Here is a 24,470-nt window from a genome sequence, read left to right as displayed (position 1 = left end):
CGGTATCATTCTCCCAGTGTGAAGCGGGCGACGTTGTTGGCCCCGGCGCGGGCGGCCAGGTCCACGGGCTCGCCCTGCCAGACCAGCTCGACGCCGGTGGCGTTGCCCACGGTCAGGCGGAACGGCGGTTCGCCTTCGACGCTGGCCGTGGTGCCGGGTTCCTGGAGGCCGACGAAGACGCGCTGATTGTTGGCGTCGAAGATCTCGGTCCAGGACTGCTCGTTGAAGGTCAGCTCGAGGGTGCGTGGCCCGGCAACGGGCGCTTCCTCGGCCGGCGCCTCGGGTTCCGGGGCGGCGTCGGCCACGTCCTCGGCAACCGCCTCGTCGCTTGCCGGCTGCGGAGCCGCGTCCGACTGGGCGGCGATGATCCGGGATCCATCGGGGTCGACCTCGGTGCCGGCCGGCTCGCCGGCGGCCTCGGGGTCCTCGACCAGGCCCAGGTCGCTCTCCTCGTCGGGCAGCGGCGGCAGGGCGGCCGAAGGCTCCTGTGCTGCCGGTTCGTCGCCCCCGGTGATGGTGGTGGTGCCGTCGAGGCTGTCCACCGAGACCGGACCGCTGTCACCGATGCCGGGAGGCTCGTTGCCGCCGCGGCTCTGCCACCAGAGCAGGGTCAGGCCGATCAGGCCGGCGATCACCAGCAGGGTGACCAGGCGGAACAGCCAGGCGCCGAGGCGTGACGGGGGGCGGGTGACATTCACCGGCGTCACCTTGCGCTCGGCCTCCTCGCTGCCGAAGCGGGCGCGGTAGGCATCCAGCACCGGCTTGTCGTCGATGCCCAGCAGGTGGGCATAGGAGCGCAGGTAGCCACGCCGATAGGCGGCGATCGGCACCTCCTCGTAGCTGTCCTCTTCCAGCCCCCGGATCACCGCCGGGCGCAGGTTGAGCGCGCTGGCGACCTCGCCCAGGGAGAGCCCCTGGGTCTCCCGCTCGCGCTTGAGCTGCTCGCCCGGTGAGGCCGCGAAGGCGGAGTCGACGGGGTCGGTGGTATGGGTGTCGCTCATGACTGAGCATCCTTCGTGTAGGGTCGTTGTTCAAGGCGTGCCACGGGCATCTTCCAGCTGTTGGCCATAGAAGGCGGCGGCGTCCCGGTCACCCCGGGCGCGGGCGATGTCACGTGCCAGCTGCAGGCTGGAGGCATCGGCGCCGGCCAGGCGGATGAAGGTCTCGAGCTGCCGCTGGGCCCGGGCATGGTTGCCTTCGGCGAACTCCAGCTCGGCCAGGGTGTAGTAGCTGCGGGCGCTACGCGGGTCGATGCTCTGGGCCCGCTCGAGGCTGCGCCGGGCCGCCGCGACGTCGCCCAGCTCCCGCTGGCACTGCCCCAGGTTGGCGAACAGCTGGGCCCGGGCCGGATACTGGGCATCGCCGGAGGCCAGCTCGAGCTGTTCGCAGGCCTCGCGTATGCGGCCCCGGTCATACAGGAAGGCCGCGTAGTTGTTGCGCGCCCGGGTGAAGTTGCGGTCGGCAGACAGGGCGCGCTGGAAGGTCTCATCGGCCAGGGCCGCCTCGCCCTGGCGCTGATAGACCATGGCCATGGCCTGCAGCGCCTCCGGGTCGTCGGGGGCGATCGACAGCGCCCGGTCCAGGGCCCCCATGGCCCGCTGCAGGTTGTCGCGTTCCAGGTAGGCCACGCCCAGGCGCGTGTAGGCGTCGGCCGGGCTGGTCTCGCGATCTCCGCCCAGGCCCTGGGGCTGGGTGGCACAGCCGGACAGCCACAGCGAGCCGACCAGGATGGCCAGGGCGGGCAGGCGGATGGCGCCGGGCAAGCGGGAACGGCGAGTCATGGTGTTCTCCCCAGGGTCGACACTGCCCTCCCGGCAGCTTGCCGGTGGCAGGCAGGTGCCGGAGGGGTGAAAGGCCTGACCATCAAAGCGTTGTGCCCGGTTGAAGTCAAGGCGGGCCCCGCTCAGTCGGCGTCGATCTGGATCGACTGGATGTAGCGTTCGTGGCGCCGCGTGCGATCCTTGACCCGTCCCACCAGCTGGCCGCAGGCGGCATCGATGTCGTCGCCGCGGGTGGTGCGGATCGGTGCCGTGTAGCCCAGCTCGTAGAGCCACTGCTGGAAGCGCATCACCTGGTTGCGCGAGGGCTTCTCGTAGCCCGAGTGGGGGAAGGGGTTGAAGGGGATCAGGTTGATCTTGCACGGCAGCTCGCGGAGCAGTTCGGCGAGCTGCTCGGCATGTTCCTGCTGGTCGTTGACGTCCTTGATCACCGTGTACTCGATGGTGACCATGCGGGTGTCGTCGCACTTGGCCAGGTAGCGGTGGCAGGCGTCCAGCAGGGTGCGGATGTTGTACTTGCGGTTGAGCGGCACCAGCTCGTTGCGCAGCTCGTCGTTGGCGGCGTGCAGCGAGATGGCCAGGCTCACGTCGAGCTCGTCGCCGAGCCGGTCCAGCATCGGCACCACCCCCGAGGTGGAGAGGGTGACGCGGCGCTTGGAGAGGCCGTAGCCGTTGTCGTCGAGCATCAGCTTCATGGCCGGCACGACGTTGTCATAGTTCAGCAGCGGTTCGCCCATGCCCATCATCACCACGTTGGTGACCGGGCGGTTGGCGGTGTCCTTGCGCGGGCCCACGCTGCGCTGGGCCACCCACACCTGGCCGATGATCTCGGCGGCGCTGAGGTTGCGCTGGAAGCCCTGCTTGCCGGTGGAGCAGAAGCTGCAGTCCAGCGAGCAGCCCACCTGGGAGGAGACGCACAGGGTCCGACGCTTGCCGTTGTCGGCGGGGATCAGCACGGTTTCCACGTAGCTGCCGTCCTCGACCTCCAGCACCCACTTGCGGGTGCCGTCGCTGGAGGTGCCCTCGTAGACCACGCCGGGGCCGCGGATCTCGGCCACCTCGGCGAGCCTGGCGCGCAGCGCCTTGGAGAGGTTGGTCATGGCCGCGAAGTCGTCACAGCCCTCGTGGTGGATCCACTTCATCACCTGGGCGGCACGGAACTTCTTCTCGCCGATGGAGAGGAAGAAGGCTTCCATCTCCTCGCGGGACATGCCGAGCAGGTTGGTCTTCTGGGGTGCGGTATCAGCGGTCATGGCGGTCAGCGGGTCGGGGAAGGGAGGGCGGCAGGGGAGGCGGGGGCATGGCCCCCGCCCGGGGCCTGACTCAGCGCGGGCAGATCTCGTCGGCGCCAAAGAAGTAGGCGATCTCGCGCTCGGCGGACTCGGGGGAGTCGGAGCCGTGCACGGCGTTGGCGTCGATGGTCTCGGCGAAGTCGGCGCGGATGGTGCCCGGCGCGGCTTCCTTGGGGTTGGTGGCGCCCATCAGCTCGCGGTTCTTGGCGATGGCGTCCTCGCCCTCGAGCACCTGCACCACCACCGGGCCGGAGGTCATGAAGCCGACCAGGTCCTTGAAGAAGGGACGCTCCTTGTGCTCGGCGTAGAAGCCACCGGCCTTGTCGTCGTCGAGGTGCAGCATCTTGGCGGCAACGACCTTGAGGCCGGCCTTCTCGAAGCGGGCGATGATCTCGCCGATGGCGTTCTTGGCGACGGCGTCGGGCTTGATGATGGACAGGGTGCGCTGGGTAGCCATGGGCATGTCTCCAGTAGGGGGTGGTGGACAGGGGTGTCGATGGATAGCGCCGCGCCGCCCGTGGCTCCCGGGATGGAAGCGAGGGCGGCGCGGTGAATCTGATGAAGCTCGGCAGCTGACGCCGATTGGACGCAGATTATACCGCCCCGGGGCGGCGTTGAACAATCGTCGCCGATTGCGAGGCGCTTACCCGGCGACAGGCCTGTACGGGGGCGCTGTAAACCCATCCCTGGGCGCTACCGACGCCCTGCTGCGCTCTCGCGTCCTGCTCCGCTTGCAGGTCCAGGGCTGGCCATCCATGGCCAGCCCGTTCGGAGCGGTGCTCCTCACCCCTGGCGTAGGACCCCCTTCAGACCTGTCGCCGGCGCGCCTCGGGTCGCGAGAATGCTGTGAATCTAGACCGTGAAGCTCTCGCCGCAGCCGCACTGGTCCTTGACGTTGGGGTTGTTGAAGCGGAAGAAGCGGTTGAGCCCCTCGTTCACGTAGTCCACCTCGCTGCCGTCGAGCATCTCCAGGGCATCGGGAGCGACGAAGACCTGAACGCCGTGCTCCTCGAAGCAGACGTCGTCATTGGCGGCCTCGTCGGCGAAGTCGAGCACGTAACTGTAGCCGGAGCAGCCGCTGGGCTTGACCGAGACCCGCAGGCCCAGGCCGTGGCCGCGCTCGTCGAGCACCCGGCGAATCTGGTCGGCGGCAGCGGTGGTGATCGTGAGATGCGCCATGGTCTCTCTCCTGAAAGCGGTGGATGCCGATAGGCAGATGATGGCTCAGATCGCCTGGCGGCGCAGCCCCGACAGGGCGTGCCGCAGGGCGTCGAGCGTCCGGTCGATGTCGCTGTCACTGGTGAAGCGGCCGAAGCTTAAGCGCAGCGAGGCCAACGCCAGGGCGCGCGGCACGCCGATGCCCTTCAGCACGTAGGACGGTTCCACGCTCGCCGAGTTGCACGCCGAGCCGGTGGAGAGGGCGATGTCGCGCAGCGCCATCAGCAGCGACTCGCCGTCCACGCCCTCGAAGGCCAGGTTGAGGATGTTGGGCACGGCCACGTCCACCGCGGTGTTGCGGTGAATGCCGCCGATGTCGACCAGGCCCTCCAGCAGGCGGTCGCGCAGCGCGGTGATGCGTGCCTGATCGGCCTCGCCCTCGGCGCCGGCCAGGGCGAAGGCCTCGCCCATGCCGACGATCTGGTGGGTGGCGAGGGTGCCGGAGCGCATGCCCCGCTCGTGGCCGCCACCGTGGATCAGCGCCTCGAGGCGGATGTCGGGGTGGCGCTTCACATAGAGGGCGCCGATGCCCTTGGGGCCGTAGGCCTTGTGGCCGGAGAGCGACATCAGGTCGATGCCGAGGCGCTCGACGTTCAGGTCCAGGCGCCCCACGGCCTGGGCGGCATCCACGTGGAACACCGCCCCGCCGGCATGGGCCACCTCGGAAAGTGCCGCCAGGTCGTGGATCACCCCCAGCTCGTTGTTCACCGCCATCAGCGAGACCAGCACGGTGTCCGGGCGCATCGCCTCGCGCAGCTGGTCGGCCGTGACGCGGCCGTCGCGGCCCGGGGTCAGCCAGGTGACCTCGAAGCCCTCGGCCTCCAGGGCATGGGCGGTGTCCACCACCGCCTTGTGCTCGATGCAGGAGGTCACCAGGTGGCGACCGCGTCCGCGGTTGGCGCGCAGGTAGCCGATCAGCGCCAGGTTGTCGGATTCGGTGGCGCCGCTGGTCCAGACGATCTCGCGGGGGTCGGCGCCGATCAGGTCGGCGACCTGGCGGCGGGCGTTCTCCACGGCCTGTTCCGCCTGCCAGCCGAGCATGTGGCTGCGCGAGGCGGGGTTGGCGAAGATGCCGTCGACGGTGAGGTAGCGCGCCATCAGCTCGGCGACACGGGGGTCGACGGGCGTGGTGGCAGCGTAATCGAGATAGACGGGTGTGGTCATGGACTCGGCTGTGTTCGGGTTCGGCCCGGCGCCCTCAGGGCGCCGAGGCAAGGATGCTGTCGCCGTCGGGGCGGCGACGCTGCCGGCTGGCGATCTGCCGGACTTCCTGGCGATCGGCCAGCTGGCCGAGGGTGATGCCGTCGAGGAAGCCGTGGATCTGCTCGGAGAGCTCGCACCACAGGTGGTGGGTCAGGCAGGTGTCCCCCTGCTGGCAGTCCGAGAGGCCGCCGCAGCGGGTGGCGTCCACCGACTCGTCCACGGCGTCGATCACCCGGGCCACCGAGATGGCCTCCGGGGCCATGGCCAGCAGGTAGCCGCCGCCGGGCCCGCGCACGCTCTCCACCAGCCTGGCCCGGCGCAGCCGGGCGAACAGCTGCTCCAGGTAGGAGAGCGAGATCTCCTGCCGCCGCGAGATGTCGGCCAGGCTGATGGGGCCGGCATGCGCATTCACGGTCAGGTCGAGCATGGCGGTGACGGCGTAGCGTCCCTTGGTGGTCAGGCGCATGGCGGGTGGCTACCTCGGCGCCGAGACGGGTCGGCGTTCGATGATCGGGTGGCGCCCCGGCGATGAGGGCATCCTGGACAGAGGGCCATTATGGTAAAGACCGAGTGCCAGGGTCAACCATTCTGCCCCTGGCGCTTCCTCCCGGCCTCCGTGGATGCCTTCTCCTCGGCCGACGTCGTCGGGGCCTTCTCGGGCATGGCGCAGGGGTCGGCGTCCTCGAGGACATCGGCGAAGTCCTCGTCGCGCAGCTCGGGCAGGCGACCGTCGCGGTAGCTGGCATCCACCTTGCGCAGGGTCTGGCACATGCGCTCGATGCGCTCGTCCACGGCGTGCATGTGATCGAGCATCGCCTGGATGGAGCGTGCCACCGGGTCAGGCATGTCCTCGCTGATCCCGTAGGCGTCGAAGCCGAACTTGCGGCGCATCGCCTCGCGGCGTTCGGGGTCCACCTCGAGGCTTTCGGCGGCGTCCGGCTCGGCCCGCTTGACGATCTTGCCGGGAATGCCCACCACGGTGGCGCCGGCGGGCACCTCCTTGGTGACCACCGCGTTGGAGCCCACCTTGGCCCCGGCACCCACGGTGAAGGGGCCAAGGATCTTGGCTCCGGCGCCGACGATCACGCCTTCCTCCAGGGTCGGGTGGCGCTTGCCCTTGTTCCAGCTGGTGCCGCCCAGGGTCACGCCCTGGTAGAGGGTGACGTCATCGCCCACCTCGGCGGTCTCGCCGATCACCACGCCCATGCCGTGGTCGATGAAGAAGCGCCGGCCGATGGTGGCGCCGGGGTGGATCTCCACGCCGGTCAGCCAGCGCGAGAAGGTCGAGAGCGTGCGCGCCAGCCACTTGAGGTTCCTGCGCCACAGCCAGTGGCTTAGCCGGTGGATCAAAAGGGCGTGCAGTCCCGGATAGTTGGTCAGCACTTCCAGGAAGTTGCGGGCCGCTGGGTCGCGGTCGAATACGCTGTTGATGTCCTCGCGCAGGCGTTGAAACATGCAGCGGTCCTTGGAATGGGTGGCAGGGGGAGAGCGGAGGCCTGGGCCGTCGGTCACCGGGATGACCTTCATTATTGGGGGCGCGGGGCGCCAGCTTCAAGGCGCGGTGCCTCCGGCACGGGGGCTGGGCCGCGTCGGCGGCCGGTCACTGCCCCGGGCGATCGTGCCCCGGGCGATCGCCGTCATCGCGTCGGGGCGCGAGCTTCTCGGTGTCCGAGAGGATGCCGCGCAGGATGTTGAGCTCCATGCGCTCCGGGCGGGCCCGCAGGGTGAAGCGGCGCAGGCGGGCCATCAGCTGGCGCGGCGTGGCGGGGTCGTGGAAGCCGATGGCGACCAGCGTCCGCTCCAGGTGGGCGAAGTAGTGCTCCAGCTCCTCGTGGGTGGCCAGCGCCTGGTCGGGCGCCTCGGGCTCGGCCGGCTCTCCTGCCAGCCAGGCCAGCCGGCACTCGTAGGCCAGCACCTGGACCGCGGCGGCCAGGTTCAGCGAGCTGAAGTCGGGGTTGGTGGGGATGTGCACGTGGGCGTGGCAGCGCTGCAGCTCGGCGTTGGTCAGGCCGCTGTCCTCGCGGCCGAATACCAGCGCCACCCGGGCGTCGTTGCCGGCCAGCTCCGTGGGCAGTCGCCCGCCCAGCTCGCGGGGCGTGATCATCGGCCAGGGCAGAGTGCGCGAGCGGGCGCTGGCCCCCACCACCAGGGTGCAGTCGGCGACTGCCTGCTCCAGGGTCTCGACGACCCGTGCGTCGTTGACCAGGTGATCGGCGCCGGAGGCCCGGGACACGCTGTCGGCGGTGACCGCCTCGCAGCGCGGTGACACCAGGGCCAGGTCGGCCAGCCCCATGTTGTGCATGGCGCGGGCGGTGCCGCCGATATTGCCGGGGTGGCTGGTGCCGATCAGGACGATACGGATGCGGTCGAGCATGGCAGGCTTCCCTAGGATGACATGAAACGGGGCGATGGACCGGGGCGGCAGAGTCTAGCATGTTGTGAGCCCCGAGCGCCGTGCAAGCCACCTTCGGTGGTCGTGGCGCAACGGGCCGGGGTCTGCTAGGATTCGCGCCGACCGTTCCAACCGAACGCCTTACCTGTTTTTTAACCCCGTTCTTTAACACCACCGACTCCTCAAGGCCCGATCATGCATCCGATGGTCCAATATGCGCTGCGCGCCGCGCGCAGCGCCGGCGAACAGTTCCTGCGCATTCGCGAGCGTATCGAGAATGCCCACGAAGAGAGCAACCTCGACCGCCTGCTCGAGGACGCCGCCCGCAACGCCGAGACGCTGATCGTCCGTCAGCTCTCCCGCGGCTACCCCCAGCACGGCGTCGTCGGGCGCTTCACTCCCCACCGCGCCGGCGAGGGGGAGGGCGCCGACACCCTGTGGAAGATCGAACCCTTCCACGGCTACTCCAACCTCGGCGTGGCCGCCTCCGGCTTCGCCCTGTCGCTGGTCTGTCTGGTCAAGGGCCGTCCGGAGCACGCGGTGGTGATCTGCCCCTTCAGCGATGACGAGTACCTGGCCAGTCGTGGCCGCGGTGCCCAGCACAACGGCAAGCGCATCCGCGTGCCCAGGACACTGGCGGTAGGCGGCTCGCGTGTCGCCATGGGGCTGCCCGAGACCTGGCTGCGTCCGCGCCACCTGCCGGCCTATCTGACGCTTGTCCAGCAGCTCGGCCCGGTCATCGAGGTGCAGCGCGCCTCGGGCAGCGGCCTGCTCGACCTCGCCGAGCTGGCCGCCGGTCGCGCCGATGCCGCCTTCGTGCTGGGCCTCGAGGAGCAGGACATGCACGTCGGCAGCCTGCTGCTCAAGGAGGCCGGCGCGCTGATGGGGACCCCGGACGGCCAGCCCAGGGTCGAGGTGGAAGGCCAGCTGATGGCGGCGGGCCCGCGACTCTTCAAGGCCCTGGTACAGCAGCTCAAGCCGCACTTCTAGGCGCCGAGCGCCCGGCGCCCAGCCGCTCGGTGACGAGTCACAGGTGCCGACGTCGATAACGAAAAATCCCGCCGGATGCGATATCCGGCGGGATTTTTTGTGGATGCCCATCGGGTGTTGGCATCGTGTGCGGCGCTCGGCGCTCGGCGCTCGGCGCTGGCTAGGGCAGCTCCTCCTCGGCCTCGGCATCCTCCTTCTTGGCGGGGATCAGGTCCTCGCGCTGGAGGTGCACCGCCAGCAGCAGGGCCGCAGCCACGTAGATGGAGGAGAAGGTGCCGACCACCACGCCGATGATCAGGGCGATCGAGAAGTGGTGGATCATGTCGCCGCCCAGCAGCAGCAGCGCCATCAGCACCAGCAGGGTGGTGCCGGACGTCGCCAGGGTGCGCGACAGGGTCATGTTGATCGCCTCGTTGAAGATCGCCGGCATGTCGTCGATGCGCGACTTGCGGATCGTCTCGCGGATGCGGTCGTAGACCACGATGGTGTCGTTCAGCGAGTAGCCGATGACCGCCAGCAGGGCCGCCAGCACGGTGAGGTCGAAGTCGAGCTGGAACAGCGAGAAGATGCCGACCACGATGATCACGTCGTGCATCAGCGCCAGCAGAGCGCCGATGGCGAACTTGTACTGGAAGCGGAAGGCCACGTAGAGCATCACGATGCCCAGCGCCACCAGCAGGCCGAGGCCCGACTGGTCGCGCAGCTGCTCGCCGACCTGGGCGCCGACGAACTCGGCGCGCACCAGCTCGACGCCGTCGCCGCCCGAGCGCAGCAGCTGCACCACGCGATCGCCCACCTCGGGGTCAAAGGCCTGCTGCAGGCGGATCAGCACCTCCGTGGAGGCGCCGAAGGTCTGTACCGAGACATCCCGGAACTCGGCGGCCTCCAGGGTCTGGCGCACGGCGTCCAGGGAGGGGGCCACGGCGTAGCGCACCTCCACCAGGGTGCCGCCGGTGAAGTCCAGCCCCAGGTTGAGCTGCTGGAACAGCAGCGAGGCGATCGACACCAGGATCAGCGCGGCCGAGATCGCGAAGGCGATCCGACGCTTGCCCATGAAGTCGAACTGTCGGTTGATGAGGGGTTTCATGATCACCTCTTATATCCAGAGCTTCTTGACCGGCTTGCCGCCGTAAACGAGGTTCACCATGGCGCGGGTCACCAGCAAGGCGGTGAACAGCGAGGTGATGATCCCCAGCGACAGGGTCACGGCGAAGCCCTTGACCGGCCCGGTGCCGATCGAGAACAGGATCACCGCCACCAGCAGGGTGGTGATGTTGGCGTCGACGATCGAGGTGAAGGCGCGCTCGTAGCCGGCATGGATCGCCTGCTGTACCGACAGCCCTCCGCGCAGCTCCTCGCGTATCCGCTCGAAGATCAGCACGTTGGCGTCCACCGCCATGCCCAGCGTCAGCACGATGCCGGCGATGCCCGGCAGGGTGAGGGTGGCGCCCAGCAGCGACATGGCGGCGACCAGCAGGGTCAGGTTGAGGGCCAGTGCCACGTTGGCGATGACGCCGAACACCTTGTAGCGGATCAGCATGAAGAGCACGACCAGCAGCAGGCCGATCTGCACCGACATCACGCCGCGCTTGATGTTCTCGGCGCCCAGGCTCGGGCCGATGGTGCGTTCCTGCACGAAGTAGATCGGCGCGGCCAGCGAGCCGGAACGCAGCAGCAGGGCAAGCTCCGCCGCCTCGGTGGGGGAGTCGAGCCCGGTGATGCGGAAGCTGTTGCCCAGCGCGCTCTGGATGGTGGCCAGGCTGATCAGGCCGCGCTCGGTGTAGGGCTCGCGTACGATGACCTCCTCGCCGTCGACCACTTCCACGCTGTCGCGGGTCTTGTGCTCGATGAACAGCACCGCCATGTTGCGGCCGATGTTGGTGCGGGTGGCGCGGTTCATCAGGGTGCCGCCGGTGCCGTCCAGGTTGATGTTCACCTGGGGGCGGCCGTTCTCGTCGAAGCTGCGGCTGGCGCTGGAGACGCTGTCACCGGTGATGATCACGTCACGCATCAGGTCGGCGCTGCGGGCCGGGTCGTTGCGGAACGGGAAGCTTTCGGTCTCGAGGTCCGGGGTATCGGGGCGCGCCTCGAGGCGGAATTCCAGGTTGGCGGTGGCACCCACCACCCGCTTGGCGGCCACGGTGTCCTGCACGCCGGGCAGCTCCACCACGATGCGGTCGGGACCCTGGCGCTGCACCATGGGCTCGGCGACGCCCAGCTCGTCCACCCGGTTGCGCAGGGTGGTGAGGTTCTGGTTGATCGCGTAGTCCTGGATCTCGTTGACCGCCTGGTCGGTCAGGGTCATGGCCAGCGCGGCGCCCCGGCCGTCACCCACGTTCTGGTAGTCGAAGTCGCGGAATTCGCGGCTGATCAGGCGGCGCGCGGCATCCCGGTCCTCCTCGTTGGTGAAGGTGATGGTGAGGGTGCGCTCCTCGATCTCGGTGCCGCGGTAGCGGATCCGTTCGCTGCGCAGCTGCTCGCGCATGGCGCTGGCGTTGACCTCGAGGCGCTGGGTCAGGGCCGCGTCCATGTCCACTTCGAGCAGGAAGTGCACGCCGCCGCGCAGGTCGAGGCCGAGCGTCATGGGCGAGGCGGAGAGCGACTGCAGCCAGGTCGGGGTGGACTCGGCGAGGTTGAGCGCCACGACGAAGTCGTCGCCGAGCATGGCGGCGATGCGGTCGCGGGCCTGGAGCTGCTCGTCGGCATCGCCGAGGCGGATCAGCACGCGGCTCTCGCTGCTCTCGACCGACTTGATGGCGATGCCGGCCTCATCCAGGGAGTCCCGGACGCGCTCGAGCTCACGCTCATCGAGGGTGGCATCGCCGCGGGCGCTGCTGATCTGCACCGCCGGGTCTTCCGGGAAGAGGTTGGGCAGCGAGAAGATCAGGCCGGCGATGAGGACGGCAAGTATCAGCAGATACTTCCACAGGGGGTAACGGTTGAGCATGCGAGCCCTGCCCTTGGTTGCTGACAATAGGAGGCTGACGCCATGGCGTCATGACCGCCGGCGAGTTCCCCTGCGGCGGTCGAAGGGCGGCTTCGCCCGGGCCTCTGCCGAGACCCGGGCGGAGCCGGGAAGGGCACGAGTCAGATGGACTTGATGGTGCCCTTGGGCAGGACCGCAGCCACGGCGTTCTTCTGCACGTTGATCTGGGTGCCCTCGGCGATCTCCATGGTCAGGAACTCGCTGTCGTCGCTCACCTTGGTGATGCGTCCCAGCACGCCGCCGCCGATGACGATCTCGTCACCCTTGGAGAGGCCACCGATCAGCTGCTTGTGCTGCTTGGCCCGCTTGGCCTGGGGGCGCCACAGCAGGAAGTAGAAGATCAGCACGAAGCCGACCAGCATCACGATCTGGGCCATGCCGCTGCCGGCAGCGGCATCCTGGGCGTAGGCCGGAGCGATGAAGAAATCCAGCATGGGGGAGTGTCTCCTGATGGGTGTGAAGTGTTGGGATGGGTAACGGGGGCTGCCAGGAGGTGCCTGACATGCCTCGGCCGGTGCCGGAACGCCAGGGTCCCGGCACCGGCCGGTATCAGTTCGGGGCGGGAGGCACCGGCAGGCCGCGCCGTGCGTAGAAGCCTTCCACGAAGTTCGCCAATGTACCCGCTTCGATGGCACCGCGCAAACCGGCCATCAGACGCTGATAGTGGCGCAGGTTATGGATGGTGTTGAGCATCGAGCCGAGCATTTCCCCGCAGCGATCCAGGTGGTGCAGGTAGGCGCGAGAGAAGTGCTGGCAGGTGTAGCAGTCGCAGCCCTCCTCCAGCGGCCGGGTATCGAAGCGGTGCTTGGCGTTGCGGATCTTCACCGTGCCCTCGGCGGTGAACAGGTGGCCGTTTCGCGCGTTGCGGGTGGGCATCACGCAGTCGAACATGTCGACCCCGCGGCGCACGCCCTCGACGAGATCCTCGGGCTTGCCGACGCCCATCAGGTAGCGGGGCGTCTCCTCGGGCATCCAGGTGGGCAGGTAGTCCAGGGTCCGGATCATCTCCTCCTTGGGCTCGCCCACCGACAGGCCGCCGATGGCCAGACCGTCGAAGCCGATATCGAGCAGCCCCTTGAGGGAGGCCTCGCGCAGCTCGGGGTACATGCCGCCCTGGATGATGCCGAACAGCGCCGAGGGGGAGCTGCCATGGGCGTCCCGGGAGCGCTCGGCCCAGCGCAGCGAGCGCTCCATGGAGAGGCGCGCCTCCTTCTCGGTGGCCGGGTAGGGGGTGCACTCGTCGAAGATCATCACCACGTCGGAGCCCAGCGAGCGCTGCACGGCCATGGACTCCTCGGGCCCCATGAACACCTTGGCGCCGTCCACCGGCGAGCGGAAGTGCACGCCCTGCTCGGTGATCTTGCGCATGGCGCCCAGCGAGAAGACCTGGAAGCCGCCGGAGTCGGTGAGGATCGGCTTCTGCCACTGGGCGAAGTCGTGCAGGTCGCCGTGGGCCTCGATCACCTCCGTGCCCGGGCGCAGCCAAAGGTGGAAAGTGTTGCCGAGGATGATCTCGGCGCCGATCTCCTCCACGGAGGCCGGGGTCATGCCCTTGACGGTGCCGTAGGTGCCGACCGGCATGAAGGCGGGGGTCTCCACCGTGCCGCGGGGGAAGGTCAGGCGGCCGCGGCGTGCCCGGCCGTCGCTGGCCAGGTGCTCGAAGGTCATGAAGCAGTCGTTACGCATGGGAAACTCGCGTCAGGAACATGGCATCGCCATAGCTGAAGAAGGCATAGCGCTCGGCCACCGCCTCGCGGTAGGCCGCCATGGTGGTATCGAAGCCGGCGAAGGAGGCCACCAGCATCAGCAGGGTGGACTCCGGCAGATGGAAGTTGGTGATCAGGGCGTCCACGCAGCGCCATTGGTAGCCGGGGTAGATGAAGATGTCGGTCTCGCCGCGGTAGGGGGCGATCTCGCCGTCGGCGCCGGTGGCGCTCTCCAGGCAGCGCACGCTGGTGGTGCCCACGGCGATCACCCGGCGCCCGGCGGCGCGGGCCGCCCGCACCTTGGCGCAGGTCGCCTCGTCAACCTCCAGCCATTCGCTGTGCATGACGTGCTCGCGGATATCGTCGGCGCGCACCGGCTGGAAGGTGCCGGCACCCACGTGCAGGGTGACGAAGGCGCGCTCCACGCCCCTGGCGGCCAGCGCCTCGAGCAGCGGCTCGTCGAAGTGCAGCCCGGCGGTGGGGGCGGCCACCGCGCCGTCGCGGCGGGCATAGACGGTCTGGTAGCGGTCTCGGTCGGCCAGCTCGTCCTCGCGGGTGATGTAGGGCGGCAGCGGCATGTGGCCATGACGCTCCAGCAGCGTGATGAGCGGCGTCTCGCCCAGGAAGCGCAGCTCGAACAGGGCGTCGCGGCGCCCCTCCACCACGGCACGGATATCGCCCTCGAAGATCAGCTCGGTGCCGGGCTTCGGCGACTTGCTCGAGCGCAGGTGGGCGAGGCCGCGATGGGCATCCAGCGGGCGCTCCAGCAGCATCTCCACCTTGCCGCCGCTGGCCTTGTGGCCGTGCAGGCGGGCGGGAATCACCCGGGTATCGTTGAACACCAGCAGGTCGCCGGGCTCGAGCAGCTCCAGCAGGTCGGTGAAGCGACGGTGGGCCAGCTCGCCGGTGGGGCCGTCGACGCACAGCAGCCGGCAGTCGCTCCGCTGCTCGGAGGGGTAGCGGGCGATCAGCTCGTCGGGGAGCTCGTAGTGGAAGTCGGCGCGCTGCATGCGGTATGGGAATCCGGTGTCTGTGGCAAGCCGCCTAGGATACCGGCTCGATGGGGTGAAGTCAGGGGGGTGAAGTCAGGACCCCGATTGACCTGCCCCGGGGCCCACGTATAATGCCAGCGCGTTGCCGGCGTGGCGGAATTGGTAGACGCAGGGGATTCAAAATCCCCCGGGTGCAAGCCCTTGTCGGTTCGAGTCCGACCGCCGGTACCAGACCAGGAACAGCCGCCCTCGAGCGGCTGTTCGCGTTTCCGGGGGGGCAGGCGGGGTGGCCGCGGTTGAAGGCGGCCCCGGATGGCGCCATGCTGGTCCCCTGTACAGGTGCCGGGAGAGAGGCATGACGGTAAGAGGTTTCGCCTGGGGGCTGGTGCTCCTCGGGCTGGTGCTGGCGATCTTCGGCTGGCAGGCATGGAACCCGGTGGCCTTCGTGGGCGCCGTGCTGGTGATCCTCGGCCTGGTGGTGCGCTGGACCTCGCCCGCCTCAAGGCAGTGACCGGGCCTTACAACCGGGGCCGCCAGGGCTTATGATGATCCCATAACACAGTCCTTCGTCCGTTCGCGGGTGGAGGGCTGTTTTCGTTGGTTGACCCATGCAGCGTCAAGTTACCGTTGATCGGTCCAAGGAGTTCCCATGTCGACGCGCCCCCCCCTCATCATCAACCGGCTGGATGCCGAGCGGCTTCAGCGCCTCATCGACGCGGCCAGTGACAAGGACCGCTTCGTGGCCGACGCCCTCGAGGAAGAGCTCGAGCGCGGCGAGGTGATCGATCCCGAGGACATCCCCGAGGATGTGGTCAGCATGAACAGCCGGATCCAGTTCACCGACCTGACCCGCAATCGCCAGATGATCCGCACCCTGGTCTATCCGCACTCCCTGGCCACCACCGAGGATGGCATCTCGGTGATGGCGCCGGTGGGGGCGGGGCTGATCGGCCTGCGCATCGGCGATGTGATCGACTGGCCCCTGCCCGACGGGCAGGAGGTGCGGCTGCGCGTCGACGCCATCTTCTGGCAGCCCGAACGCGAGAAGCAGTTCCACCGCTGAGGCCGCGAGATGACCACCATGCCCTTCTCCCTGTGGCTCTCCCTGGCAGCGGTGTGCGCCATGGGCGCCATGTCGCCCGGGCCCAGCCTGGCCCTGGTGCTGCGCCATACCCTGGGCGGCGGTCGTGCCCCCGGCGTGGTGGCGGGGCTCTCCCATGCGCTGGGGGTGGGCTTCTATGCGCTGCTGACCGTGTGGGGACTGGGGGCGCTGATCGTCCGCCAGCCGGCGCTCTTCCAGGTGATCACCTGGGGTGGTGCCGCCTACCTGGCGTGGCTCGGCATCAAGGCGCTGCGCGCCGGGCGTGCCGGTGCGCTGGAGGCCACCGCCGTGCCCACCACCCGCCGCCAGGCCGCCCGTGAGGGGGTGCTGGTGGCGCTGGGCAACCCCAAGCTGATCCTCTTCTTCATCGCTCTGCTCAGCCAGTTCGTGACGCCCGACATGAGCGTGGCGGCCAAGGCGGTGATCGTGCTCACCGCGATGATCATCGACGGCGGCTGGTACGCCCTGGTGGCCCTGGGGCTCTCCCACTCCCGGGTGCTGCCCTGGCTCCAGGCCCGCTCCCACTGGATCAACCGGATCACCGGGCTGCTGCTGCTGGGGCTGGCGCTGCGGGTGGTGGCGGGGCCGCTCGGCTGAGCTGCAACGTTGACCTGGCGCAGGCCCGCTGGCGTGTGCCTTTCCCCCGGCGGTGTTAGGCTCGAAGGGTGTGTCCCTCCGGAAGCCTGCCGATGAACGACCCCTCCCGCGAGTCACAGGCCCTGGCCCTGGTACTCGAGACCGACCCGGACGTGGCGGCCGTGCTGTCGCTGCAGCTGGATGTCCTGGGCATGGAGAGTCGCTACTACCAGCATTCGGCCCCGCTGCTGGCGGCCATCGTGGCTTATCCGCCCCAGCTGGTGGTGATGGGGCTGGAGCTCGGCAGCGAGGATGCCATCGCCCTGCTGCGGCGTCTCGCCGAGTGCGGCTACCGGGGCTGGGTGCTGCTGCTCAGCGGCGTCGAGCGCAAGATCGCGCGGATCGCCGAGCGGGTCGGCCAGACCCTGGGCCTGCAGATGCTGGGCTGCCTGGACAAGCCGATGCGCCTTGCCGAACTGCGTCAGTGCCTCGGCAGCCTGCGCGTCGGCCGGGAGTCCACCGCGGAGGTGCATGGCGACCCGGTCTTCAGTGGCGAGGAGCTCGACCAGGCCCTGGCCCGGCGCGAGTTGACCATCCACTACCAGCCGCAGTTCGAACTCTCCTCGGGACGGCTCAGCGGCGTCGAGGCCCTGGTCCGCTGGGTCCATCCGTCACTCGGGCTGATCGGCCCGGCTAGCTTCCTTCCCCTGCTGTCTCCCGGCCAGAGCAAGCGCCTGACGCGTCACGTGCTGGCCATGGCCCAGGCCGACGCCGCCCGCTGGCATCGCGAGGGGGTCATGCCGTCTCTGTCGGTGAACGTCACCGCCGATGACCTGATGTGCCCGGACCTGCTGGCCCTGACCCGTCACCGGGGCCCCGGCGACCCGCCCCTGGTGCTGGAGATCACCGAGACGGCGGCCATGCATGACGAACTGCTCGGCAGCGAGGTAGCGGCTCGGCTCTGCCTCAGCGGGCTCGAGGTGTCGGTGGATGACTTCGGCATCGGCTTCTCGTCGCTGTCACGCCTGCAGCTGCTGCCGATCAGCGAGCTCAAGGTCGACCGCAGCTTCGTGCGCCGCCTGCACGAGGAGTCCCAGGACGCCGCCATCGTCGAGGCGGTGGCCCTCCTGGGGCGGCGCCTCGGCATCCGGGTGGTGGCCGAGGGGGTCGAGGACCCGGCCACCCTGGGCCTGCTGGATCGCTTCGGCTGCACCCACGTGCAGGGCTTCGGCCTGGGGCGGCCGGTGCCCGCCGAGGCGATCCTCGAGCTGGGGGCCACTCACGATGCGATGCGGGCCAGCACGGCCGCGGTGGGGGCGCCGCTCGGCAGCACCCCGTAGGCGGGGCTCGCCTCCTCGCCGAGCCGCGTGCGGCAGAAGGTCTCGCCCACCTCGGCCGGCCCGTGGCGCAGCAGCAGGCTGGCCTGCAGGCACTGAGCGAGGCGCTGGACCAGCCAGCGCGCCCGGGGCTCCAGCGCCTCCGGGGGCGCTGCCAGCTGCTTCTCGAGCCCGGCCAGGGTGGCGTCCAGCTCCCGGACCTGTCCGCGGGCCGGGGAGAGCTCCCGCCACAGCGCCACCAACGCCTGTGGGTGGCGCGCCAGCACCCGCAGCAAGTCCAGGCAGATCACGTTGCCCGACCCCTCCCAGATCGAGTTGACCGGCGCCTCCCGGTAGAGCCGCGCCAGCGGCGACTCCTCCACATAGCCGATGCCGCCCAGGCACTCCATGGCCTCGGCCATGAAGCCGGGGCCGCGCTTGTTGTGCCAGTACTTGGCCAGCGCGGGCAGCAGCCGGGCCAGGGCGCGTTCGTCCTGGTCGCCCCGGGCCGCGCCATCGAAGGCCCGGGCGGTGCGCATTACCAGCGCCACCCCGGCCTCCACCTCCAGGGCCAGGTCGGCGATCACGGCGCGCATCAGCGGCTGCTCGGCCAGGGCGCGGCCGAAGGCGTGGCGCTCCTGCACGTGGCGCCATGCCTCGTCCAGGGCCTGGCGCATCATGCCCACCGGCGCGGTGGCGGCGTCGAGGCGGGTCTGCTGAACCATCTCGAGCAGGGTGGCGATACCGCGGTCCGGCGGCCCGATGGGGACGGCCCAGGCGCCGCGGTACTCGATCTCCGCGGAGGCGTTGGCGCGGTTGCCGCACTTCTCCTTGAGCCGCTGCAGTTCGATGGCGTTGCGCTCGCCGTCCGGGGTGAAGCGCGGCACCAGGAAGCAGCCCAGCCCCGCCTCGGTCTGGGCCAGGGTCAGGAAGGCGTCGGACATCGGTGCGCTGCAGAACCACTTGTGGCCGGTGAGCCGCCAGCCCTCCTCGCCGGCCTCGGCCCGGGTGTCGTCGAGGGGCTCGGCTGGCGAGCCGGCGAGGGGGTCGGCTCGCGTGGCGGCGAGGGGGTCGGCTCGCGTGGCGGCGAGGGGGTCGGCTCGCGTGGAAGTGCCACGCAGGTCGCTGCCGCCCTGCTTCTCGGTCATCGCCATGCCGAAGGTCAGGCCCGTCTTCTCGCTCGCCGGCAGCGCGCGGGGGTCGTAGTCCCAGGCCAGCAGCCCCGGGGCCCAGTGCGCCTCGACCGCCGGCGAGTGCCTGAGTACCGGCATGGCGGCATGGGTCATGGTGACCGGGCAGCAGACCCCGGGCTCGGCCTGGGTCAGCAGATAGAGGGCGGCAACGTGGGCCTGGTGGCCGCCGCGGCCCTCCTCCTGCCAGGCCACGGCGTGCCAGCCGTGGTCGATGGCCAGGTGCATCAGCTCGTGATAGGCGGGGTGGTAGGCGACCTCGTCGAGGCGCCGGCCGTGGCGGTCGAAGAACCGCGGCTCGGGAGGATGGCGGTTGGCTTCCTCGCCCAGCGCCTGCACGCGCTCGCTGCCCACCTCGCGACCCAGGGGGGCCAGGCGGCGGGCCACCCAGTCGGGGGCCTCCCGGGCCAGGGCCTCGCGCATCGGCAGGTCCCGGCCGATCAGGTCACGGTCGGTGGGCGGGGAGGGCTGGTTGGCCACCGCGTGGGTAGCCAGACGGGTGCGCGGGGCTCGGTCGGACATGGCACACCTCCAAGCATCAGGCGGGTTCCCTGAGCATGGTGGTCGACCTGGCCCCGGTCAACGTGACGCCGCGGCGCCGACTGGGTAGGCTGGAGGCATTTCCCGGGGAGATGCCCATGACCGACGCCCTGCGCGAGGCGCCGCTGCCGACGCCGCATATCGCCGACGAGCGCATCCAGCTGGTGGATGCCCGCAACCGTCCCTGCGGCAGCGCCCTGCGGGTGACCATGCGACGTTTCCGCTTCTGGCATCGCGCCACCTACATCGTGGTGCTCAACGCCCGGGGCGAGCTGTGCGTGCAGCGCCGCACCCTGACCAAGGAGGTCTTTCCCGGCGGGCTCGACCTGGCCGCCGGTGGCGTGGTGGGCGCCGGCGAGGCGGTACACCTGGCGGCGCGTCGTGAACTCGAGGAGGAGCTGGGCATCCGCGGCGTGCCGCTGCGCCACGTGGGGGAGTTCGTCCACGCCGAGGGGGGCAACCATATCTTCGGCAGCCTCTACCTGGCTCGCCATGATGGCCCCCTGGCGCTGCAGGCCGAGGAGGTCGCCGACGCTTTCTGGCTGCCCCCGGCCGAGGCTCTCGCCCTGAAGGGGGTGACGCCGGACACCCGCCAGGCGGTGCAGGCGCTGCTCGCGTCCGGCCTGCCGGAGGGCACGCCATGAACCGTCCGGAACGCCTCGGCGACCTCGCCACGGTCCTGGCGGCCCTGGAGGGGGTGGTGCTCGGCAAGTCGCGGGAGGTGCGGCTGGCGCTCTGCTGCCTGCTGTGCCGCGGTCACCTGCTGATCGAGGACCTGCCCGGCCTCGGCAAGACCACCCTGGCCCAGGCCCTGGCCCGGGTGACCGGGCTCGACATGCAGCGCCTGCAGTTCACCAGCGACCTGCTGCCGGCCGACGTGCTGGGGGTTTCGGTGTTCGACCCCCGGGAGGCGCGCTTCACCTTCCATCCCGGGCCGATCTTCCACGGGGTGGTGCTGGCCGACGAGATCAACCGGGCGACCCCCAAGACCCAGAGCGCCCTGCTCGAGGCCATGGAGGAGGGGCGGGTGACCGTGGAAGGGGAGACCCGGCCGCTGCCCGACCCCTTCTTCGTCATCGCCACCCAGAATCCCCAGGAGCAGGCGGGCACCTTCGCCCTGCCCGAATCCCAGCTCGACCGCTTCCTGATGCGGCTCTCGCTGGGTTACCCCGACCCCCGCGCCGAGCGCGAGATCCTGCGCGGCCGGGCAGGGCGGGTCCGGCTCGAGGCGCTGCCGGTGCTGCTGGATGCCGAGCGGCTGCGCGCCTGGCAGTCGCGCCTCGACGACATCCATGTCGCCGAGGCGCTGCTCGACTACGTGCAGGCCCTGGCCACCGCCAGTCGCGAGCACCCGGAACTGGCCTGGGGCCTCTCGACCCGCGGCGCCCTGGCGCTGCTCCAGGCGGCCCGCGGCTGGGCGCTGCTCGAGGGGCGAGACCACGTGCTGCCCGAGGACGTCCAGGCGGTGTGGGTGCCGGTGGCGGGACACCGCCTGAGCAGCGGCCGGCGGGAGGAGGGCGAGGCCCTGGCTCGCCACCTGCTCGCCCGCGTGCCGGTGATGGGCTAGCCATGTTCTGGCGCGGGGCACGCCAGCGCTGGTGGCGCCGGGTGGCGATCGCCCCGGGCACCGCGCTGCCCCAGCGGCGCCTCTTCCTGCTGCCGACCCGCTTCGGGCTCGGCTGGGCCGGGCTGGTGCTCCTGCTGCTGCTGTTCGGCATCAACTACCAGAACACCCTGGCCTATATCCTGGCCTTCTGGCTGCTCGCCCTGGGCGTCGTCACCCTGCTGCGCACCTGGCGCAACCTGCTGGGGGTCTCGGCGACGCTGCGCCTGCCCCAGGAGGTCTTCGCCGGCGGCGAGGCGCGCCTCGGGGTGCACCTCGCCGGTGGGCGGCCGCGCACCGCCCTGGAACTGCATGGCGGCGGGGCCTCGGCCCGGGTCGACCTGCCCGACGGCCAGGGCGGTGCGACCCTGGCCCTGCCGGCGCCCCGCCGCGGCGTGCAGCCGCTGCCGCTGCTGCGCCTGGAGACCCGTTGGCCGCTGGGGCTGGTGCGCGCCCTGGCCTGGCTCGAGTGCCGCGAGTCGCTGCTGGTCTACCCGCGTCCCCTGGACGAGGAGGAGCCCGGCCACCGCCTGGCCGGTGCGGGCCTGGAGGCCACCGACTTCGCCGGCCTGCGCCGCGCCGAGCCCGGCGACAGCCCGGCGCGGCTGGCCTGGAAGCAGTGGAGTCGCACCGGGGTGCTGGCGGCCAAGGCGTTCAGCGTGCCGCCTCGCCAGCAGCTGTGGCTCGACTACGACGCCTGCCGCGGCGACCCGGAGCGCCGCCTGTCGCTGCTCTGCGCCCGGGTGCTGGCCCACCACCGGGCCGGCGACCGCTACGGGCTGCGGCTGCCCGGGGTCACGCTGCCCCAGGGCGAGGGCCCCCGCCAGCGGCGGGAGGCCCTGGAGGCGCTGGCGCGCTGCGTGCCGCCGGGAGCGCAGGGGGCCAGGCGATGATCCGCCGACGTGGCACGCGGCTCGGAGCCCCGGCGGTGCTGGCCGACGGCCGGGCGCTGAGCGGCGCCATGCTGCGCCAGCTGTTCGTCGGCCAGTGCCTGGTGCTGGCCCTGCACCTGGCCTGGATGCCCGCCTGGCTGGTCGGGGTCGCGGTGGCGGTGGCCGGCTATCGCCATGTCCAGCTGCGCCGGCGCCTGCCCCGGGCGGGCATCCTGCTGCGCCTGGTGGCGGTGGCCGGGGTGCTGGTGGCGCTGTGGCTGCAGTACGGCACCCTGCACGGCATGGAGGGGCTGATCGGCCTGCTGCTGGGCGTCTACCTGCTCAAGCTGCTCGAGACCCACAGCCGACGCGATGCCCGGGTGGTGGTGCTGATCGGCCTGGTCACCACCACGGTGGCCTTCCTCCACGACCAGGGCATCCTGATGGCGCTGGGCGCGCTGCTGGCCGTGGCCTGGCTGGTGCAGTCGCTGGTGTGGCTCGCCGGGGCCAGCGGGGCGCGCCAGGCCTGGCGCGAGACCGCCTGGCTGCTGGTGCTCTCGGCGCCGCTGATGGCGCTGCTGTTCGTTGTCTTTCCGCGGCTCGGCCCGCTGTGGAACATGCCCCAGGTGGATCGCGCCTCCACCGGACTGACCGACGAGATCGCCCCGGGGGACATCGCCCAGCTCTCCCGCAGCGATGCCCGGGCCTTCCGGGTACGCTTCGACGGCGACGAGCCGGCCCCGGTCGAGCGCTACTGGCGGGTCTACACCCTGTCCCACTTCGACGGCGAGCGCTGGACCCGCGCGGAGCCCCGACGGCTGGCTGCGGCGCTGGGCCGGCCGGAGGGCGACTTCGTGCGGGAGGCCAGCCGCTCGCCCTGGCTGGCCGAGGCGGCGCCCCGCTTCACCGCCGAGCTGCTGCTGGAGCCCGACAGCCGGCCGTGGCGGCCGTCGCTGGGCGCGCCGCTGGCCACCGACACGCGTCAGCGCTTCCTGGCCGACGGGACCCTGGAAGGGCTCACGCCGCTCTCCTCACGGAGCCTGCTGCGCCTCGAGAGCACCGGGCTGTCGCCCGCCAACCCGGACCCGGCCGGCCCCGGCTGGCATGCCATGCTGCCGCCCCGGGGCAACGCCCGCACTCGGGAGCTCGCCGAGCGGCTGTGGCAGGAGAGCGGCGGAGAGCCGCGGGCCTTCCTCGCCGCCATCATGGCGCGCTTCGGCGAGGCGCCGTTCCGCTACACGCTCTCGCCACCCCGGCTCACCTCCGCCGACCGGGTCGACGAGTTCCTGTTCGAGAGCCGGGCCGGCTACTGCACCCACTACGCCTCGGCCCTGGCCGTGCTGGCCCGCGCGGTGGGCCTTCCCGCGCGGGTGGTGGCGGGCTTCCTGGGCGGCGAGCGCCATCCGGATGGCCACTTCACGGTGCGCGACTACGACGCCCACGCCTGGGTCGAGGTGTGGCTCGACGGCGGCTGGCAGCGCATCGACCCCACCGCGGCCATCGCCCCCGAGCGCATCGAGGAGGGCGCCCAGGCGGTGGGCGACGGCGGCGAGGCCTTCCTGGCCGATGCCCCCTTCTCGCCGCTGCGCATGCGCGAGATCGGCTGGGTCAACCGCCTGCGGCTGGACTGGGAGCGCCTGGAGTACCGCTGGCAGCGCGGGGTGATCGGCTACCAGCGCGAGGCACGCAGCGCCTTCATGTCGCGGCTGACAGCCCGGCTGCAGGCCTTCTGGACCTGGCTGGCCGAGGCCGCCCCGGGCCGCGGCACCTTCGCGGCCCTGCTGGGCCTGCTGGTGGCCGGTGTCGGCCTGGCGGTAGGCGCGTTGCTGCTTCGGCTGGGCTGGCGCAGGCACCGCGAGGGACGCGACGAGCGGGTGCTGATGCGGCGCCTGCAGGCCTGGCTGGCCCGGCGTGACCTGGGCCCTCGCCCGGGGGAGTCGCCCTCCGCGCATCTGCGGCGCATCGCTCCCATGGCCGGAGGAGCCGGGCCGGCCCTGGACGAGTGCGCCCAGCAGCTGGAGCGACTGCGCTACGCGCGGCTGGGCACAGCCGAGCGGCGCGAGCGGCGCCGCCGCCTGGTGCAGCGCGCCGCCGAGGTGCGCCGGCGCCTGAGGCGAGGCCCCGCCCGGGCCTGAGGCCTCCCCGGGCTGGCGTGCGGCCGCATGGCGTGGCATCGTGGGTGACTACGTCCGCGAAGTGCCGACCATGTCGATCCACGATCACCAGTGCCTGACCTCCCACGGCGAACCCTTCAACTTCGGCGCCCTGCGCGGCCAGGTGCTGCTGGTGGTGAACGTGGCGAGCCGCTGCGGCTTCACCCCCCAGCTGCGCGAGCTGGAACGGCTCTATCGCCGTTACCGCGACCGCGGCTTCATGGTGATCGGCTTTCCCTGCAACCAGTTCGCCCGGCAGTCGCCGGAATCCGCCCTGGACTTCTGCACCCTGAGCGCCCGGGAGTACCAGGTCAGCTTCCCGCTGATGGAAAAGGTCAAGGTCAACGGCGGCGAGACCCATCCGCTGTTCGCCGAGCTCAAGCGCGAGGCGCCGGGGCTGCTCGGGACCCGGGCGATCAAGTGGAACTTCACCAAGTTCCTGGTGGGGCGCGACGGCCGGGTGATCCGGCGCTTCTCGCCGCGGGACGGTGAAGGCGTGCTGCGCGAGGCCCTGGAGAAGGCCCTCGACGAGAGTTGAGGCAGGCGTGGGCGATCAGCGCG

General features: G+C 70.8%; 25 protein-coding genes and 1 tRNA gene. 11 read left to right on the top strand and 15 right to left on the bottom strand.

The window, feature by feature from the left end; genetic code table 11:
- Positions 1 to 5: 5 nt before the first annotated feature.
- From NFC98_RS15340 to trmJ, 9 genes are all read right to left on the bottom strand, one after another.
- Positions 6 to 1,001 carry a RodZ domain-containing protein gene (locus NFC98_RS15340; RefSeq protein ID WP_254275779.1) on the bottom strand — a complete coding sequence of 332 codons (996 nt, stop codon included), beginning with the start codon at positions 999 to 1,001 and terminating at the stop codon, positions 6 to 8.
- Between the two features lie 30 nt (positions 1,002 to 1,031).
- On the bottom strand, positions 1,032 to 1,781 hold the full coding sequence (gene pilW / locus NFC98_RS15335) for a type IV pilus biogenesis/stability protein PilW (RefSeq protein WP_254275778.1): 750 nt from the start codon (positions 1,779 to 1,781) through the stop codon (positions 1,032 to 1,034).
- Between the two features lie 122 nt (positions 1,782 to 1,903).
- A complete protein-coding gene (gene rlmN / locus NFC98_RS15330; RefSeq protein WP_254275777.1) occupies positions 1,904 to 3,031 on the bottom strand; it encodes a 23S rRNA (adenine(2503)-C(2))-methyltransferase RlmN in 1,128 nt (375 codons plus the stop codon).
- 70 nt (positions 3,032 to 3,101) lie between these two features.
- A complete protein-coding gene (gene ndk, locus NFC98_RS15325; protein WP_183334009.1) occupies positions 3,102 to 3,527 on the bottom strand; it encodes a nucleoside-diphosphate kinase in 426 nt (141 codons plus the stop codon).
- Between the two features lie 395 nt (positions 3,528 to 3,922).
- Complete coding sequence (locus NFC98_RS15320) at positions 3,923 to 4,249, bottom strand: iron-sulfur cluster assembly accessory protein (protein ID WP_183334011.1); 327 nt, start codon at positions 4,247 to 4,249, stop codon at positions 3,923 to 3,925.
- A gap of 45 nt (positions 4,250 to 4,294) precedes the next feature.
- A complete protein-coding gene (locus NFC98_RS15315) occupies positions 4,295 to 5,452 on the bottom strand; it encodes an aminotransferase class V-fold PLP-dependent enzyme (protein ID WP_254275776.1) in 1,158 nt (385 codons plus the stop codon).
- Between the two features lie 34 nt (positions 5,453 to 5,486).
- Complete coding sequence (locus NFC98_RS15310; RefSeq protein ID WP_183334014.1) at positions 5,487 to 5,957, bottom strand: Rrf2 family transcriptional regulator; 471 nt, start codon at positions 5,955 to 5,957, stop codon at positions 5,487 to 5,489.
- Positions 5,958 to 6,070: 113 nt separating this feature from the next.
- Positions 6,071 to 7,018 (bottom strand): serine O-acetyltransferase, encoded by a 948-nt coding sequence (gene cysE / locus NFC98_RS15305; RefSeq protein WP_302055075.1) that lies wholly within the window; start codon positions 7,016 to 7,018, stop codon positions 6,071 to 6,073.
- 73 nt (positions 7,019 to 7,091) lie between these two features.
- Complete coding sequence (gene trmJ / locus NFC98_RS15300; RefSeq protein WP_254275774.1) at positions 7,092 to 7,865, bottom strand: tRNA (cytosine(32)/uridine(32)-2'-O)-methyltransferase TrmJ; 774 nt, start codon at positions 7,863 to 7,865, stop codon at positions 7,092 to 7,094.
- A 213-nt stretch (positions 7,866 to 8,078) separates the two neighbouring features.
- On the opposite strand from trmJ, the gene NFC98_RS15295 reads away from it, so the two are divergent.
- Positions 8,079 to 8,873: an inositol monophosphatase family protein gene (locus NFC98_RS15295; protein ID WP_183334021.1), complete on the top strand. Its 795-nt coding sequence runs from the start codon at positions 8,079 to 8,081 to the stop codon at positions 8,871 to 8,873.
- A 160-nt stretch (positions 8,874 to 9,033) separates the two neighbouring features.
- Here NFC98_RS15295 and secF read toward each other — a convergent pair whose 3' ends face one another.
- The 5 genes from secF to queA all read right to left on the bottom strand — a co-directional run bounded on the left by secF (position 9,034) and on the right by queA (position 14,575).
- Positions 9,034 to 9,960 carry a protein translocase subunit SecF gene (gene secF / locus NFC98_RS15290; RefSeq protein ID WP_254275773.1) on the bottom strand — a complete coding sequence of 309 codons (927 nt, stop codon included), beginning with the start codon at positions 9,958 to 9,960 and terminating at the stop codon, positions 9,034 to 9,036.
- A 9-nt stretch (positions 9,961 to 9,969) separates the two neighbouring features.
- A complete protein-coding gene (gene secD, locus NFC98_RS15285; RefSeq protein WP_254275772.1) occupies positions 9,970 to 11,820 on the bottom strand; it encodes a protein translocase subunit SecD in 1,851 nt (616 codons plus the stop codon).
- A gap of 140 nt (positions 11,821 to 11,960) precedes the next feature.
- Positions 11,961 to 12,293 carry a preprotein translocase subunit YajC gene (gene yajC / locus NFC98_RS15280; RefSeq protein ID WP_254275771.1) on the bottom strand — a complete coding sequence of 111 codons (333 nt, stop codon included), beginning with the start codon at positions 12,291 to 12,293 and terminating at the stop codon, positions 11,961 to 11,963.
- 115 nt (positions 12,294 to 12,408) lie between these two features.
- Entirely contained in the window at positions 12,409 to 13,527 is a 1,119-nt protein-coding gene (tgt, locus tag NFC98_RS15275) for a tRNA guanosine(34) transglycosylase Tgt (protein ID WP_254277859.1), read from the bottom strand.
- 10 nt (positions 13,528 to 13,537) lie between these two features.
- Entirely contained in the window at positions 13,538 to 14,575 is a 1,038-nt protein-coding gene (gene queA / locus NFC98_RS15270) for a tRNA preQ1(34) S-adenosylmethionine ribosyltransferase-isomerase QueA (protein WP_254275770.1), read from the bottom strand.
- A 126-nt stretch (positions 14,576 to 14,701) separates the two neighbouring features.
- On the opposite strand from queA, the gene NFC98_RS15265 reads away from it, so the two are divergent.
- The 5 genes from NFC98_RS15265 (at position 14,702) to NFC98_RS15245 (ending at position 17,575) form a co-directional block, all read left to right on the top strand.
- Positions 14,702 to 14,788: transfer RNA gene (locus tag NFC98_RS15265), tRNA-Leu, on the top strand.
- Positions 14,789 to 14,912: 124 nt separating this feature from the next.
- Positions 14,913 to 15,068 carry a hypothetical protein gene (locus tag NFC98_RS15260; RefSeq protein ID WP_183334087.1) on the top strand — a complete coding sequence of 52 codons (156 nt, stop codon included), beginning with the start codon at positions 14,913 to 14,915 and terminating at the stop codon, positions 15,066 to 15,068.
- A gap of 138 nt (positions 15,069 to 15,206) precedes the next feature.
- Positions 15,207 to 15,620 carry a nucleoside diphosphate kinase regulator gene (gene rnk / locus NFC98_RS15255; protein WP_254275769.1) on the top strand — a complete coding sequence of 138 codons (414 nt, stop codon included), beginning with the start codon at positions 15,207 to 15,209 and terminating at the stop codon, positions 15,618 to 15,620.
- A gap of 18 nt (positions 15,621 to 15,638) precedes the next feature.
- The gene (locus tag NFC98_RS15250; protein WP_254277858.1) at positions 15,639 to 16,256 is read left to right on the top strand and encodes a LysE family translocator; all 618 of its coding nucleotides are present in this window, start codon (positions 15,639 to 15,641) and stop codon (positions 16,254 to 16,256) included.
- Positions 16,257 to 16,348: 92 nt separating this feature from the next.
- Positions 16,349 to 17,575 carry an EAL domain-containing protein gene (locus NFC98_RS15245; protein ID WP_254275768.1) on the top strand — a complete coding sequence of 409 codons (1,227 nt, stop codon included), beginning with the start codon at positions 16,349 to 16,351 and terminating at the stop codon, positions 17,573 to 17,575.
- Here NFC98_RS15245 and NFC98_RS15240 read toward each other — a convergent pair.
- Complete coding sequence (locus tag NFC98_RS15240; RefSeq protein ID WP_254275767.1) at positions 17,515 to 19,263, bottom strand: acyl-CoA dehydrogenase family protein; 1,749 nt, start codon at positions 19,261 to 19,263, stop codon at positions 17,515 to 17,517. The genes NFC98_RS15245 and NFC98_RS15240 overlap by 61 nt on opposite strands.
- A gap of 116 nt (positions 19,264 to 19,379) precedes the next feature.
- Between NFC98_RS15240 and NFC98_RS15235 the strand changes: the two genes are divergently transcribed.
- From NFC98_RS15235 to NFC98_RS15215, 5 genes are all read left to right on the top strand, one after another.
- Positions 19,380 to 19,925 carry an NUDIX hydrolase gene (locus NFC98_RS15235; RefSeq protein ID WP_254275766.1) on the top strand — a complete coding sequence of 182 codons (546 nt, stop codon included), beginning with the start codon at positions 19,380 to 19,382 and terminating at the stop codon, positions 19,923 to 19,925.
- The gene (locus NFC98_RS15230; RefSeq protein WP_254275765.1) at positions 19,922 to 20,848 is read left to right on the top strand and encodes a MoxR family ATPase; all 927 of its coding nucleotides are present in this window, start codon (positions 19,922 to 19,924) and stop codon (positions 20,846 to 20,848) included. Before NFC98_RS15235 ends, NFC98_RS15230 begins: the two co-directional genes overlap by 4 nt.
- A 2-nt stretch (positions 20,849 to 20,850) precedes the next feature.
- The gene (locus tag NFC98_RS15225; RefSeq protein WP_254275764.1) at positions 20,851 to 21,777 is read left to right on the top strand and encodes a DUF58 domain-containing protein; all 927 of its coding nucleotides are present in this window, start codon (positions 20,851 to 20,853) and stop codon (positions 21,775 to 21,777) included.
- The gene (locus tag NFC98_RS15220; protein WP_254275763.1) at positions 21,774 to 23,891 is read left to right on the top strand and encodes a DUF3488 and transglutaminase-like domain-containing protein; all 2,118 of its coding nucleotides are present in this window, start codon (positions 21,774 to 21,776) and stop codon (positions 23,889 to 23,891) included. The genes NFC98_RS15225 and NFC98_RS15220 overlap by 4 nt, the downstream gene beginning before the upstream one ends.
- A gap of 70 nt (positions 23,892 to 23,961) precedes the next feature.
- Positions 23,962 to 24,447 carry a glutathione peroxidase gene (locus NFC98_RS15215; RefSeq protein ID WP_254277857.1) on the top strand — a complete coding sequence of 162 codons (486 nt, stop codon included), beginning with the start codon at positions 23,962 to 23,964 and terminating at the stop codon, positions 24,445 to 24,447.
- Positions 24,448 to 24,470 lie beyond the last annotated feature (23 nt).

Source organism: Halomonas sp. 3H (assembly GCF_024206005.1).
Taxonomy (GTDB): domain Bacteria; phylum Pseudomonadota; class Gammaproteobacteria; order Pseudomonadales; family Halomonadaceae; genus Halomonas; species Halomonas campaniensis.
This window is presented reverse-complemented; position numbering and strand designations above follow the sequence as displayed.